Annotated in this window: 8 protein-coding genes; 4 read left to right on the forward strand and 4 right to left on the reverse strand. The window is 69.6% G+C overall.

Translation table 11 applies throughout. From position 1 onward, the window contains the following. The first annotated feature begins 126 nt into the window (after window positions 1–126). Entirely contained in the window at window positions 127–1,056 is a 930-nt protein-coding gene (locus WMF44_RS29055) for a hypothetical protein (RefSeq protein WP_437293305.1), read from the forward strand. Between the two features lie 241 nt (window positions 1,057–1,297). On the opposite strand, the gene WMF44_RS29060 is transcribed toward WMF44_RS29055, so the two are convergent. Further along, entirely contained in the window at window positions 1,298–2,125 is an 828-nt protein-coding gene (locus WMF44_RS29060; protein WP_437293306.1) for an SDR family oxidoreductase, read from the reverse strand. Window positions 2,126–2,336: 211 nt separating this feature from the next. Between WMF44_RS29060 and WMF44_RS29065 the strand changes: the two genes are divergently transcribed. After that, a complete protein-coding gene (locus WMF44_RS29065; protein ID WP_437293307.1) occupies window positions 2,337–10,526 on the forward strand; it encodes a CARDB domain-containing protein in 8,190 nt (2,729 codons plus the stop codon). 635 nt (window positions 10,527–11,161) lie between these two features. Next, window positions 11,162–12,286, forward strand: a complete 1,125-nt coding sequence (locus tag WMF44_RS29070) for a glycosyltransferase (protein ID WP_437293308.1) — start codon at window positions 11,162–11,164, stop codon at window positions 12,284–12,286. Between the two features lie 141 nt (window positions 12,287–12,427). Here the strand turns inward: WMF44_RS29070 and WMF44_RS29075 are convergent, their stop codons facing one another. Continuing rightward, entirely contained in the window at window positions 12,428–13,039 is a 612-nt protein-coding gene (locus WMF44_RS29075) for an RBBP9/YdeN family alpha/beta hydrolase (RefSeq protein WP_437301625.1), read from the reverse strand. Window positions 13,040–13,146: 107 nt separating this feature from the next. Between WMF44_RS29075 and WMF44_RS29080 the strand changes: the two genes are divergently transcribed. Beyond that, window positions 13,147–13,416: a hypothetical protein gene (locus WMF44_RS29080; protein ID WP_437293309.1), complete on the forward strand. Its 270-nt coding sequence runs from the start codon at window positions 13,147–13,149 to the stop codon at window positions 13,414–13,416. Between the two features lie 55 nt (window positions 13,417–13,471). Here the strand turns inward: WMF44_RS29080 and WMF44_RS29085 are convergent, their stop codons facing one another. After that, a complete protein-coding gene (locus WMF44_RS29085; protein ID WP_437293310.1) occupies window positions 13,472–14,230 on the reverse strand; it encodes an SDR family oxidoreductase in 759 nt (252 codons plus the stop codon). A gap of 158 nt (window positions 14,231–14,388) precedes the next feature. Next, a complete protein-coding gene (locus tag WMF44_RS29090; RefSeq protein ID WP_437293311.1) occupies window positions 14,389–15,423 on the reverse strand; it encodes a zinc-dependent alcohol dehydrogenase in 1,035 nt (344 codons plus the stop codon). Between the last annotated feature and the right edge of the window lie 23 nt (window positions 15,424–15,446).

Consider the following 15,446-nt stretch of genomic DNA (forward strand, 5'->3'; position numbering starts at 1 on the left):
GTCACCGCCAGGGGCCGCGCCGGCTGACACCATCAACTGCCCATTCGGCCGGCGCGCGACTTGGATGCTGGCGTCAGCTCTTGTAGCCTCGCGCGCATGCGTGAAAGCGTGCATCGACGATTTGCTTTGATCGCTCTCCTCACCTGCGCCCTGGCCGCCTGTTCCGAGTCGCCGGCCGGCGAGGGCGGCGGAGGCGGCGGTGGCGCGGGTCCAGCCGGCGGCGGCGGCTCCGGCGGCTCCGGCGGCGCCGCCGAGGCCAGCTCGAGCGCGGCCGAGGGCGCGACCTCCAGCGCCGCGACGGGCGCCGGGGCCGGCGGCGGGGGAGGAGGAGAGCCCGAGGGCGAGTGCGGGAGCGTCTCGGAGGTGCCGCCCGAGCTGGGGTTCGACCCCTTCTACGAGAAGTACGTCGACGCCGCGGGGATTGCCGTCATCAGCTCCGAGAAGGTGCCTGACGCGGCGCTGCTGCGCACCTGCTCGGTGGTCGTCCGCATGCTCGGCCACCGCGACGACGTGCGTCAGGCGATGATCGAGAACCACACGCGCGTCGCCGTGATGGCGGAGACGGAGGTGACAACCGACATCCCCGAGCACAGCGACCTGTACGAGGCCTTCCCCGGGACGGACTGGGACACGCGGGCCCGCGGCCTCGGCGCGACCCCCGCCCGGCCGGCGAGCTCCTGCGCCGAGGAGAACGTCCTGTGTTATCCGAGCGATCCGTACCTCGGGGAGGACATCCTTGTGCACGAGTTCTCGCACGCCATCGCGATCATGGGCATCGCCTTCGTCGAGCCGACGTTCAACAGGGAGCTCGAGGACGTCTTCGACGCCGCGCTCCAGGCGGGGAAATGGGAGAACACCTACGCGGCGACGAACAAGGACGAATACTGGGCCGAGGGGGTCCAGTCCTGGTTCGACGCCAACACCGAGGCGATCCCCACGAACGGGATCCATAACGACATCGACACCCGGGCCGAGCTGCGCGACTACGATCGCCCGCTCCACGACCTCATCGCCAGGTACTTCGCCGACGACGCTTGGCGGCCGAGCTGCCCCTAGAGCGACAAACGGGTTGAGACCACGAGAAAAAGCAAGAATTTCACAGGGAGGCGGGGAGGCGGGGAGCGAGAGACGGCAAGAGGGAGAAATTCATTTTTTCTTCCTCCCCGCCTCCCTGTGAAAATTCTCCGGGGTTCAACGTGATCGGCGTTCTAGCCCACCAGGAGTCCTGGCCATGGTTCCGGAGAGAGAGTTCAACGCAAAGGCGCAAAGACGCGATAGCGCGGGCCGCCGCGCGGCGCTACGCCGCCAGCGCCTCGGTCAGCTTCCAGAGCCGCTCCTGCGCGGCCTCGTCGAGCGCCGCCTCGGCCGCCGGCTTGATGCGGCTCTTCTCGAAGTACTCGCCCGTCACCCCGGCCAGCTCCGGCGCCGTGGCCACGTGCAGCGAACACTCGGCCCCTTGCTCGGCCGTGAGAAGGAACAGGTTGAAGAGCTTCGTAAGGAGCTTTGGATAATCGCGCATCAGGTCAGTCCTGACCACGCCCGGATGGACGGCGTTGACCGTGACGCCGGTGCCCTCGAGCCGCCGGGCCAGCGCCTTGGTGAAGAGCACGTTCGCGAGCTTCGACTGGGCGTATGCCGCGGTCGTGCCGTACTTCCGCCGCTCGAACTGCAGGTCCTCCCAGTCCATCCGGCCGCGGTAGTGCAGCTTCGAGGACAGGACCACGACCCGCGACGGCGCGCTCTTCTTCAAGAGCGGGAGGAGGTCCTGCGTGAGCAGCCACGTCCCCACGTGGTTCACCCCGAACGTCGCCTCGATCCCGTCGTCGGTCGTGCCGCGCGAGTTCCGCCATACCCCGGCGTTGTTCACAAGGACGTCCAGGCGCTCGTGCGCCGCGCGGAACCGCTCGCCGAAGGCGCGGATGCTCGCCTTGCTCCCGAGATCCAGCGCGATCACCTCCACGTCCTTGCGGCCCGTGGAGCGCGCGATGTCGTCGCGCGCCGCCTCCCCTCTGCCCGTGTCGCGGCACGCCAGGACCACCTTCGCGCCGCGCTGAGCGAGGCCGCGGGCCGTCTCCTTGCCAATGCCCGTGTTGCCGCCCGTGACGATGCAGACCTTCCCGTTCATGGAGCTCCTCTCTCAGGTTCCAGCGGTGAGCGCAAGGCCAGCGCGCGCGCGCCTCGCCACCGAAGACGCCAGGGAAGCGGCGGCGCCCCCCACCTCGTGACGGCGCAACGTCCCTATCCCGCGAAACTCCGGCAAGAATCTGCGACCCCCTTGACGTGGACGCGCCCCCGGCTTCTCCTGATTCTCTATGCTCAGCCTGAGAGTATCTCTGGTGCGACGGGCGTGCTTCGTGCTCGGCATGCTGGCGATGACCGTGGGGTGCGGGAGCAGCGGACCCCCTGACGATCCCGAGCCGGTCGGGGCCGCGACCGGGGCGCTCACAGGCGACGAACCCGACCTCGTGATCTCGAGCGCGAGCGCGCCGCCCAGCGTCCTGCCGGGCGGCTATTTCACGACGTCGGTCACGGTGTGCAACCAGGGCAACTCGGCCAGCTACGGCACCCAGGTCGAGGTGAGCCTCTCGGACGACGACATCATCACACCGTCGGATCCCATCACCGGCTATGCGCCTCTGGGGTACCTCGACGCGGGGCAATGCGTCGAGCTCCGCGTCCAGACCGCCGCGGCCGTGCCCGATGGCGCGTACACGCTCGGCGTCGTGGTGGACTCGTTCGAGCAGGTGATCGAGCTGTCGGAGACCAACAACGCGGCCGTCGCAGGCGAGATCGGCATCGGCTACGCCCCGGATCTCATCGTCTCGGCCGTGAGCGGCCCCCCGAGCGCGCTCCCCGGCGGCGGCTTCGAGATCCAGGCCACGGTGTGCAACCAGGGCACGACGTCGACCCAGAGCGCGCTCGTGGATGTGCTCCTCTCGCCGGACGCCGCGATCGAGCCGTCGGATCACCTCCTCGGCGGCGGCATCCCGGTTCCATGGCTGGAACCTGGCCAGTGCGAGTCGGTGACCGTGCCCGCCAGCGCCACTGTCCCCGAAGGCGCCTATCACCTCGGCGCGATCGCGCACGAGAACGGCTGGTACGCGGAGCTCATCACGTCCAACAACGCGCGGGCGGGCGGGCTGATCGGCGTCGGCTATCAGCCGGACCTCGTCGTCTCGGCGGTGAGCGGGCCGCCAAGCCAGGTGCCTGGCGCCTGGTTCGACGCTTCGGTCACCGTCTGCAACCAGGGTACGCAGTCGAGCTACCTCACCGATGTCGATCTCCTGCTCTCGCCCGATGGCGAGATCACGCCCGCCGATTTCCCGATCGGAGCCGGCGATGTGCCGAGCCTGAGCCCCGGACAGTGCTTCTCGGCGACGATCCCCGCGAACACGTACGTGCCCGACGGCGCGTACACGCTCGGCGCGATCGTGAACGTCCCGGCTTGGACCGTCGAGCTCATCGAGACGAACAACGCGGCGGCGGGCGGCGCGGTCGGCGTCGGCTACCAGCCGGACCTCGTCGTGTCCTCGGTGAGCGGGCCGCCGAGCGCGATGTCCGGCGGCTCCCTCGACGCCTCGGTCACCGTCTGCAACCAGGGCACGCAGGCGAGCTACGGCAGCAACGTGGAGCTGTACCTCTCCTCGGACGCGATCATCACAGCGGCCGACGTGCCCATCGGCGGCGATGCGGTGCCGTACCTCGATCCGGGGCAGTGCACCACGCGAACGCTCCACGTGGGCGCTTACGCGCCCGACGGCGCCTACCATTTGGGCGCGATCGTCGATCGGTACGGCAGCGTTCCCGAGCTCATCGAGAGCAACAACGCCGCAGCTGGCGACGTGGTCGGCATCGGCGACCGGCCGGATCTCATCGTCTCCTCGGTGAGCGGGCCGCCGAGCGCCCTTCCGGGCAGCGGCTTCGATGCCACCGTCACCGTCTGCAACCAGGGCACGATCCCGAGCTACAGCGCCGCCCTGGAGCTGCGCCTGTCACCCGACGACAACATCACGTGGACCGACCCGCCCGCAGGCGGCGCCCAGGCGCCGGACCTGGATCCGGGGCAATGCGCCGCCGTGACCATCCCAGCGAACGCTCACGTGCCAGACGGCGTCTATCACCTCGGCGCGATCGTCGATCTGTACGACTGGCAAGAAGAGCTGAACGAGGCCAACAACGCCGCGTCGGGCGGGCGGATCGGCGTGGGCGATCGGCCGGATCTCATCGTCTCCGCCGTGAGCGGGCCGCCGACCCTCGTGCCCGGCAGCGGATTCAGCGCTTCCGTCACCGTCTGCAACCAGGGCACGACGCAGAGCTACGGCAGCGACATCGCCGTGGTGCTCTCGTACGATCAGGCGATCACGCCGTTCGACGCGCCCGCCGGGGGCGGCGATGTGCCCGATCTGAGCCCCGGGCAGTGCGCCTCCGTCACCGTGCCCGCGAACGCCTACGTGCTCGACGGCGCCTATCACCTCGGCGCCATCGTCGACCCGGGCGGCTCGCTCCTCGAGCTCATCGAGGCCAACAACGCGGCGGCGGGCAGTCTGATCGGCGTTGGCCATGGCCCCGACCTCATCGTCTCCGCCGTGAGCGGGCCGCCGAGCGTGTTCCCCGGCGGCGGCTTCGACGCGTCGGTCACCGTCTGCAACCAGGGCACGCAGGCGAGCTACGGCACCCACGTGGAGCTGCGCCTCTCCGCGGATGCGACGCTCACGACCGCCGACTCCCTCGCCGGCGGCGGTCCTGTGCCGTACCTGGATCCCGGCCAGTGCGCCACGGTGACCTTCCCGGCGAGCGCTTATGTGCCCGAGGGGGCCTACCACCTCGGCGCGATCGTCGACCCGCAGGACGGGGTCCTCGAGCTCATCGAGACCAACAACGCGGGCTCAGGCGCTCTGATCGGCATCGGCTACGGGCCTGACTTCACCGTCGCTTCCGTGAGCGGCCCGCCCAGCGTCCTGCCGGGCAGCGGCTTCGACGTAGAGATCACCGTCTGCAACCAGGGCACGACCCCGGGCTCCAGCATGGTGGAGCTGCGCCTGTCCGCCGACGCCACGATCACGGAGACCGACGCGTTCGCGGGCGGCGCGCCGACGCCTTACCTGGATCCCGGCCAGTGCGCGGCCGTGACGGTCCCCGCCAGCGTCTACACGGCCGACGGCGCCTATCACCTCGGCGGGATCGTCGATCCGTACGGCGGGCAGCCCGAGCTGATCGAGACCAACAACGCGGCGCCGGGCGATCTGATCGGCGTCGGCAGCTGGCCCGACCTCGTTGTCTCAGCCGTGAGCGGGCCGTCGAGCGTGACGCCCGGCAGCAGCTTCAACGCCGCCGTCACCGTCTGCAATCAGGGCACGACCCAGAGCTACGGCGCCGACGTCGAGCTGCTGCTGTCGAGCGACGGGGCGATCACGCCGTCGGACATCCACGCCGGGAGCGGCTATCTCCCCGGGCTGAATCCCGGGCAATGCGCCTCCGTCGTCGTGCCCGCGAGCGCCAATGTGCCTGACGGCGTTCACCACCTCGGCGCGATCGTGGACCCGAGCGGCGCGCTCGCCGAGCTCATCGAGACCAACAACGCGGCGGCGGGCAGCGTGCTCGGCGTCGGCCACGCGCCGGATCTCGTCGTCTCCGCCGTGAGCGGGCCACCGAGCATGATCCCTGGCGGAAGCTTCGACGCGTCGGTCACGGTCTGCAACCAGGGCACACAGACGAGCTACGGCACCCAGGTGGAGCTGCTGCTCTCCGCCGACGCGACGCTCACGATGGCCGACTCCCCGGCTGGCAACGGTCCGGTGCCGTACCTGGATCCGGGCCAGTGCGCCACCGTGACCTTCCCGGTGAGCGCGTACGTGCCCGACGGTGCCTACCACCTTGGTGCGATCGTCGACCGGGACAACTGGGTTCCCGAGCTCATCGAGACGAACAACGCCGGCGCGAGCGCCATGATCGGCTTCGGCAACTTGCCCGACCTCATCGTCTCCGCGGTCAGCGGCCCGCCCAGCGCCATCCCGGGCAGCGGATTCGACGCTTCCGTCACCGTCTGCAACCAGGGCACCCAGCCGAGCTACGGCAGCGACGTGGATCTCTACCTGTCCACCGACGCCGCGATCACGGAAGACGACACACCCGCTGGCGGCGGCATGGTCCCCTTCCTGGCACCCGGGCAGTGCGCCTCGGTGCTCGTCTTCGCGAGCGCCTATGTGCCCGATGGCGCGTATCACCTCGGAGCGGTCGTCGATGTGAACGACTGGCAAGAAGAGCTGATCGAGTCCAACAACGCCGCCTCGGGCGACGTCATCGGCGTGGGCTTCCAGCCCGACCTCGTCGTCTCCGCAATCAGCGGCCCGCCCAGCGCCCCGCCGGGCAGCGGATTCGACGCTTCCGTCACCGTCTGCAACCAGGGTACGACCCCGAGCCACGGCGTCGACGTCGAGCTGTTCCTGTCGAGCGACGACGTCATCACGCCCCTGGACCTCCTCGCGGGGAGTGGCTATGTGCCCGGCCTGAGCCCTGGACAGTGCACCTCCGTGCTCGTCCCCGCGAGCGCCTATGGGCCCGACGGCGCCTACCACCTCGGGGCGATCGTGGACCCGGGCGAATCGCTCGACGAGCTCATCGAGAGCAACAACGCTGTGGCGGGCAGCGTGCTCGGCGTCGGCTTCGGGCCGGATTTCATCGTCTCCGCCGTGAGCGGGCCGCCGAGCCTCGCCCCGGGCCATAGCTTCGACGCCGAGGTCACCGTCTGCAACCAGGGCACGCAGGCGGGCTACGGCGGCGACGTGGAGCTGCGCCTCTCCTTGGACGCCACCATCACGACGGCCGATTTCCTGGCCGGCAGCGGGCCGGCGCCGTACCTGGCGCCAGGCCAGTGCGCCACCGTGACCTTCCCGGCGAGCGCGTCATACGTGCCCTGGGGCGCCTATCACCTCGGCGCGATCGTCGATCCGTACGGCTGGACTCCCGAGCTCATCGAGACCAACAACGCCGCGGTGGGCAGCGTGCTCGGCGTCGGCTATGGCCCGGACCTCATCGTCGCCGCGGTGGAGGGCCCGCCCAGCGCCCTGCCAGGCAGCAGCTTCGACGCCGAGGTCACCGTCTGCAACCAGGGCACGCTGCCGAGCTACGGCAGCGACGTGGAGCTGCGCATGGCGGCCGACGACCAGGCGGCACATACCGGCTTCTTCGCCGGCAGCGCGCCGGTTCCGTACCTGGATCCTGGCCAGTGCACGGTCGTGACCATCCCCACGTATGCGGCAGCCCCCGACGGCACCTATCACCTCGGTGCCATCGTGGACCCCTACGCGTGGACGCAGGAGCTCATCGAGACCAACAACACCGCCTCAAGCAGCGTGTTCGGCATCGGCAACCAGCCGGATCTCATCGCGTCCGTCGTGAGCGGCCCATCGATCGCCGCGCCGGGCAGCGCCTTCGACGCCGTCGTCACCGTGTGCAACCGGGGCACGACCCCGAGCGGCGGTACGAGCGTCGATGTGCTGATCTCGTCCGACCGGATCATCACGCCCTCCGATATCCATGTCGGCAACGAGGTCGTTTCCGGGCTGAGCCCTGGTCAGTGCGAGAGCATCACCGTGGCCGCCGGCGCCTACGCTCCTGACGGCGCATACCACCTCGGCGCGATCGTGGACCTGAACGGCCCGGTCCAGGAGCTCATCGAGACCAACAACACCACCGCCGGCGAGCTGATGGCCATCGGCCACGGCCCCGATCTCGTCGTCTCGGCGGTGAGCGGCCCGCCGAGCGTCACGCAGGGCAGCCTCTTCGACGCCTCGGTCACCGTGTGCAACCAGGGCACGGAGCCGAGCTCCGGCACCGATCTCAACCTCTTGCTCTCACCCGACGGCGCGATCACGCCCGCCGATTTCCCGATCGGCGGCGGCTATGTGCCCTACCTGAACCCAGGGCAGTGTTTCTCCGCGACGATCCTCGCGAGCGCCTATGTGCCCGACGGCGTTCACCACCTCGGCGCGATCGTGGACCCGAGCGGCGCGCTCGCCGAGCTCATCGAGACCAACAACGCCGCGGCGGGCAGCGTGATCGGCGTCGGCTACCAGCCCGACCTCATCGTGTCCTCGGTGAGCGGGCCGCCGAGCGTGATCCCTGGCGGAAGCTTCGACGCGTCGGTCACGGTCTGCAACCAGGGTACGCAGCCGAGCTATGGCACCCAGGTGGAGCTGCTCCTCTCCGCCGACGCGACCCTCACGATGGCCGACTCCCCTGCTGGCAGCGGTCCGGTGCCGTACCTGGATCCGGGCCAGTGCGCCACCGTGACCTTCCCGGCGAGCGCGTACGTGCCCGACGGTGCATACCACCTTGGCGCGATCGTCGACCGCGACAACTGGATCCCCGAGCTCATCGAGACGAACAACGCCGACGCGAGCGCCATGATCGGCATCGGCAACTTGCCCGACCTCATCGTCTCCGCGGTCAGCGGCCCGCCCAGCGCCATGCCGGGCAGCGGCTTCAACGCTTCCGTCACCGTCTGCAACCAGGGCACGCAGCCGAGCTACGGCGCAGAACTGGGGCTCTACCTGTCCACCGACGCCACGATCACGGCAGGCGACACCCCCGCTGGCGGCGGCATGGTCCCCTTCCTGGCACCCGGGCAGTGCGCCGCGGTCCCAGTCGCCGCAACTTCCTATGTTCCCGACGGCACCTATCGCCTCGGCGCGATCGTCGATGTGGTTGACTGGCAGGAAGAGCTGGTCGAGTCCAACAACGCCGCCCCGGGTGACCTCATCGGCGTCGGCTTCGGGCCGGATCTCGTCGTCTCGGCGGTCAGCGGTCCGCCCAGCGCCCCGCCGGGCAGCGGGTTCGATGCCTCCGTCACCGTCTGCAACCAGGGCACGTCCCCGAGCTACGGCGTCGATGTCGAGCTGTTCCTGTCGAGCGACGACGTCTTCGCGCCCTCGGACCTCAGCGCGGGGATCGGCTATGTGCCCGGCCTGAGCCCTGGACAGTGCACCTCCGTGCTCGTCTTCGCGAGCGCCTATGGGCCCGACGGCGCCCACCGCCTCGGGGCGATCGTGGACCCAGGCGAATCGATCGCCGAGCTCATCGAGACCAACAACGCCACGGCGGGCAGCGTGATCGGCGTCGGCTTCGGGCCGGATTTCATCGTCTCCGCCGTGAGCGGGCCGCCGAGCGTCGCCCCGGGCCATAGCTTCGACGCCGAGCTCACCGTCTGCAACCAGGGCACGCAGGCGGGCAGCGCCGACGTGGAGCTCCACCTCTCCTCGGACGCGACCATCACGACGGCCGACTTCCCTGCCGGCAACGGACCGGTGCCGTACCTGGATCCGGGCCAATGCGCCACCGTGACCCTCCCGGCGAACGCCTATATGCCCGAAGGCGCTTACCACCTGGGCGCGATCGTCGATCCGTCCGGCTGGACTCCCGAGCTCATCGAGACCAACAACGCCGCGGCGGGCAGCGTGCTCGGCGTCGGCTATGGACCGGACCTCATCGTCTCCGCGGTGGATGTCCCGCCCAGCGCCCTCCCGGGCAGCAGCTTCGACGCCGAGGTCACCGTCTGCAACCAGGGCACGCAGCCGAGCTACGGCAGCGACGTGGAGCTGCGCCTGGCGGCCAGCGACCAGGCGGCCAGCACCGGTGTGATCGCCGGGGGCGCGCCGGTGCCACCCCTGGATCCTGGCCAGTGCACGGTCGTGCCCATCCCCGCCTACTCGGCGGTGCCTGACGGCGCCTATCGCCTGGCCGCCGTCGTGGACCCTTTCGGCTCGACGCAGGAGCTCATCGAGACCAACAACACCAACGCAAGCGGCGTGTTCGGCGTCGGCTACCAGCCGGATCTCATCGCGTCCGTGAGCGGCCCATCGACCGCCGCGCCCGGCAGCGGCTTCGACGCCATCGTCACCGTGTGCAACCAGGGCACGACCCCGAGCGGCGGTACGAGCGTCGATGTGCTGCTGTCGTCAGACGGGACGATCACGCCCTCCGATATCCATGTCGGCAACGGCTGGGTCCCCGGGCTGAGCCCTGGCCAGTGCGAGAGCATCACCGTGGCCGCCGGCGCCTATGCTCCTGACGGCGCCTACCACCTCGGCGCGATCGTGGACCTGGACGGCCCGGTCCAGGAGCTCATCGAGACCAACAACACCACCGCCGGCGAGCTGATGGCCATCGGTTACGGCCCCGATCTCGTCGTCTCGGCGGTGAGCGGCCCGCCGAGCGTCGCGCAGGGCAGCCTCTTCGACGTCTCGATCACCGTCTGCAACCAGGGGACGGACCCGAGCTACGGCACCATGGTGGAGGTCCGGCTGTCGCCCGACGCGACGATCACGACGGCCGACTTCCTCCCCGGAGGCGCCTGGGTGCCGAGCCTCGCCGTAGGCCAGTGCGAGAGCCTCGTCGTCGCCGCAGATACCTACGTCCCCGTGGATACCTACACGCTCGGGGCGATCGTGGACGCCTACGGCGAGGTCCCCGAGCTCCTCGAGGGCAACAACGCCACGACCGGCGGCGAGCTCGTCGTCAGCTTCTGACCATCGCCCGCTTCCACGTCGGGAGAGGCCGGCTGCGCGCGACGCGGGTCGCGCGCGGCCGCGTGGCCGATATGGCCGGCGAACCGGCCAGGGCGCACCGCGCGGCGCCGTTGCGCGCTTGATCCCATCGTCGAGCCTAGTCGGGTAGGCCGGGGTCGACTGCCCCTCGGCCCCCCACAGATCCGGACGTACGGAATTCCCGCATCCGGCTCTTCGGGACACGGGTTTGCTACGACCGGGCAGGAGCGGGGTGCGTGATGCGCGGCTGCGGAAGGGGATACCTCTTCAGCAGCCGGTTCGCCCAGTCGCCTCGCCGCGACCTGCACCAGTGATGCATGAAGCCGAGCAGATCGAACGTCGACGACCACGTCGGCGATGCCCCGCTGCCCGTCCGCCGCCGGCGAATCCGATCGTCTTCATCGGAACACCATTGCACGCATCCTTTCATCCTCCGTCCTCCGCCGAGGCGAGTGCCGCTCGTTATGCCCGAGACACGAGGCCCCGCGCACCGTTTCTCCGCAGAAACCTCGTCATTTGACGCTCGCCCGAGATCATCGTATCTCTCTTAAATGGCAACCGTGAGCATCCCGTTCTCTTCGGTTTCTGACACCAGCGGCGTCCTGCGCGGACGCGACATGCTGTGTTTCGCCCACGACTGGACGGGAGATCCGCTCTCCAAGACCCACCTCATGCGCGGGCTGTCGAAGGACAACCGCATCCTCTGGGTGAGCTCCATCGGATACCGCGCGCCCAAGGCCTCGGGCCGCGATTTCCGGCGCATCCTCGACAAGCTCAAGGCCTTCACCGAGCCGGTGCGCGAGGTCGAGCCGAACCTCTTCGTGCTCAACCCGCTCGCCATCCCGGCCTGGGGCAACCCGGCCATGCACGAGGTCAACCGGGAGCTGCTCAAGCTCCAGGTGCGGCGGGCGACGGATCGGCTCGGCTTCCGCAACGTGGTCAACTGGGTCTTCACGCCCACGGCCGCCGTCATCGCCGGCGCGCTCGGCGAGTCGTTCCTGATCTATTACTGCGTCGACGAGTTCACCGCCTTCCACGATGTCCCGGCCGAGCTGATGGAGCTCGAGCGATCCCTCGTCGAGAAGGCCGACCTCTGCATCGTCTCCTCCGAGAAGCTGCTCCGCACCAAATCGCAGTACAACCCGCGCACGGCCCTGGTGCGCCACGGCGTGCAGTACGAGCACTTCCGCGCGGCGCTCGCCCCCAAGACGAAGATCCCGGCCGACATCGCCGCCCTCCCCAAGCCGGTGATTGGCTATTTCGGCCTGATGGCCGACGAGTGGATCGACATCCCGCTCATGGAGGCGGTCGCCAGGCACTTCTCCGGCGGGTCGATGGTGCTGCTCGGCAAGGTGACGACCGACATCTCCCGCCTCACCGCGCTGCCCAACGTCCACGTCCTCGGCCGCAAACCCTTCTCGGAGCTGCCGGCCTACTGCAAGGGCTTCGACGTGGCCATCAACCCCTTCCCTATCAACGAGATGACCCTCAACGCCAACCCCCTCAAGGTCCGCGAGTACCTCGCCGCCGGCCTGCCGGTGGTCTCGACGCGGATCCCCGAGGTCGAGGTGGTGAAGGAGGCCCGCATCGGCGACACGACCGAGGCGTTCATCGAGCTGATCGAGGAAGAGCTGAAGCTGCCCGGCCCGCGCCCGGAGCGGGGCGCGTCGATGCGATACGAGAGCTGGGATGTGAAGATCGAAGAGGTGAGGCGGGCGGTGGCGGCGACCGGGAGATATTGAGTCTCCCGGCGGAGGCGGCCTCGCGCGCCGACGGCGACCCGCTCCCCGAGGCGCCCCCTCCCACCGGCCCGAACCTGGTTCCGCCCGCCAGAGGTCCGGCCAGGGATCCGGCGAGAGATTTCAACGCAAAAACTCGCCATCTCACGCGCGAAACACGCGTGAGATGGGCTCCCCGGTCAGCCCCGCGAGGAGCCGCTCTCCCTCCGGCCACGGCCCAAAGCCGGCGTCGACGTTGATGTGCCCACACGGCCCCGCATGGATCAGCTCGCTCCCCCAGGCGCGCGCGAAGGCTTCGGCTCGCTCCGGGGTGCAGTAGGGGTCGTCCGAGCTCGCGACGACCATCGAGGGGAACGGGAGCCTGACGCTGGGCAACGGGTGGAACGTCGACGCGTCAGGCGGGTAGCTCGACGATTCGTCACCACCCCGCAGACCCCGGCGCGAAGTCGACCCCCTCCGCCGCGCGCCGTGATGGGGCCGAGGTAGCCCAGACGCGCCGGATTCATTCGATTTACACGACCTGTGGCAGACGCTGTGCGCGCTTCTTTTCATCCTCCTGGCTCGCAAGGCGCAGTCACCACCGAGACTGCACCCCCCGCTGGCGGCGACGCGGCGATGCGGCGATGCGGCGATGCGGCGATGCGGCGACGATGAAAATGCCCTGCTACTCCCGCATGGGACTTCCATATCCCTCGATTCCTGTGTAAATATACCAGATGCTGTCGGCGCTGGATGTCGAGTCGCCGCCTGCAGCATTCTCTTGGTTGCGAACAACGTGTGACCTTACCGTGAGAGGTGTTTCAATGAATCAAGGATCGTCTTCGAGACGTCTGTCCAGGAGCCGCGTCGCGAGCTCCCTGTCCGTGCTTCTCTGCGTGCCCGTGGTGGCGCTCGCGCTCGCCGGTTGCGGCGGCACGGAGCCCTCCTCTTCGTCCGAGTCCGACGAGTCCGCGCCGGACCGGGACGAAACCATGAGCTGGGAGGAGTTCCAGGCGAACGTTTACCGCGACCCGCAGCGCGGGGTCTACCTCATCGACGACGAGCAGGGGCTCAACGACGCGGAGCTGCGTGTCGTCTACGAGCGCTATGTCAAGACCGGGGCGCTCGTCGTGAAGCCGCTCGAGCGGCGCTGACCACGCCCCGCAGGGATACGATCGATAGCTCGCTTTGAGCGTGCCCTCGGATGCCTCACGGCGCGCCAGCCAGCGACAGGGCGAGCCAGTCGTCGAAGCGCGTCGGCATGACGCGCGCGCCGTCGCCCGGGGTGAGCGACCGATCGTCGATCCGGAGACCGAAATAGGGCGCCTCCGCGTCGGCGATCACCTCGCGGCGGTCCTTCTTCGCGCTCAGGTACTTGCCGACGAACTCGGCGAGCGGGCGCCTCTCGGGGCCGGCCACCTCGAGGATGCCGTTCATGGGCGCCTTCAGCGTGACGTCGGCCAGGGCGTCGGCGACGTCCTCGGCCGCGATCGGCTGCAGATGCGCCGACGAGAGGCGGACCCGCTCCGCGTCGGCGCTGGAGCGCGCGATGCCGTCCATGAACTCGAAGAACTGCGTGGCCCGCAGGAGGGTGTAGGGGATCCCGGAGGCCTCGATCAGCGCCTCCTGCGCCATCTTCGCGCGAAAATAGCCGCTGCCGAGCATTCGATCGGTGCCGACCACCGAGAGCGCCACATGGTGTTTGACGCCCGCGGCGGCCTCGGCGGCGAGCAGGTTGCGGCCCGAGGTCTCGAAGAAATCGAGGACCGCCTTGTCCTCGAACGACGGCGCGTTCGCCACGTCGACCACGACCTCGGCTCCCGCGAGCGCTCCGGCGAGCCCCTCGCCCGTGAGGCTGTTGACGCCCGTGGAAGGCGACGCCGCGACGACCTCATGGCCCTGCTGGCGGAGCCTGCGTACGAGCTTCGTCCCGATCAGGCCGGTTCCACCGATAACCACGATCTTCATGTCTTTCTCCCTTGTCGATCACGCGAGCGACCGGTGCCTTGCTCCTGTGACCCCGCGCTCGCCCTCGATGACGAAGCGGGTCTAGCTCGTGTGACATGGGGCGAAGGAAAAATGACAGCCGCGCTGCCTCGCCTGGAGATCCGGCGCGACGACCCCGATCAGAACGGCGTGTCGCCTTCGTCTGGAACGATGATCGACTTCAGCGCCCCGTCCTGGCAATCCGCCTGCATGCGGAAGCCCTTCTCGGCCTCGGACAGGTCGAACCGGTGGGTGACGATGGACTCGACGTCCACCGCCCCCTCGGCGACCAGGCGGATCGCCCGCGGGTACACGTGCCCCATGCGCCGGGAGAGCTTGATCTTGAGCCCCTTGCGGCGGCACAGCGCCGCCGGCAGCGAATAGCGGTCGCCCTCCGGGATGCCCGCCAGCAGGATCCGACCGCCGATGCGGGCGGCCTCGGCCGCGTGGTGGAAGCCCTCGGGCGAGTTCGTCGCCTCGAGCACGAGGTCGACGCCCCGGCCGCCCGTCCACCCCGCGACGGCCTCGAAGCTCGGCGCCACGTCGTGCGCGCCCAGCCGGCGCGCGGCCTCGGCCCGGTACGCGACGGGATCGACAGCGAAGACGCGCCCGGCGCCGGCCAGGCGCGCGAGCTGGACCAGGCAGAGGCCGATCGGCCCGCACCCCAGCACCACCACCGTCTCCTGCACGTGGGGCCGCGCCAGGTCGATCGCGTGGACGGCGACGCCCAGCGGCTCCAGCATCACGGCCTTTCGCACCGAGAAGCCGCGGGGGACCGGCACGACCTGCTCGGGGCGCACCGCCAGCCGCTCCGCCATGCCGCCGTGGAGCGGCGGCGCGCCGAGGAACTCCACGTGCGGGCACAGGTTCACGTGGCCGCGGTGGCACCACTCGCAGCGGCCGCAGGCGTGCGCGGGGTCGACGGCGACAAGCTGCCCCCTCGACAGGCCCAGCGCCGGGTGGTCGTCGACGACCCAGCCGGCGAACTCGTGCCCTGGCACGAAGGGGTCCCGGACCTGCGCCGCGCCGATCCCGCCCTCCAGGTAATAATGGAGATCGCTGCCGCAGATCCCGCAGCCCGCGACCTGGATCGTCACCATGCCCTCGCGCGGCCGCGGAGGTTCGACCTCGCCGAGCCGGACATCGCGGATGCCGTGAATGAACGTTGCGCGCACTGTTCCAGTCTCCCTTTCAAGGC

Origin of the sequence: Sorangium sp. So ce426, from assembly GCF_051475585.1 — a bacterium.
GTDB classification, from domain to species: Bacteria; Myxococcota_A; Polyangia; order Polyangiales; family Polyangiaceae; genus Sorangium; species Sorangium cellulosum_B.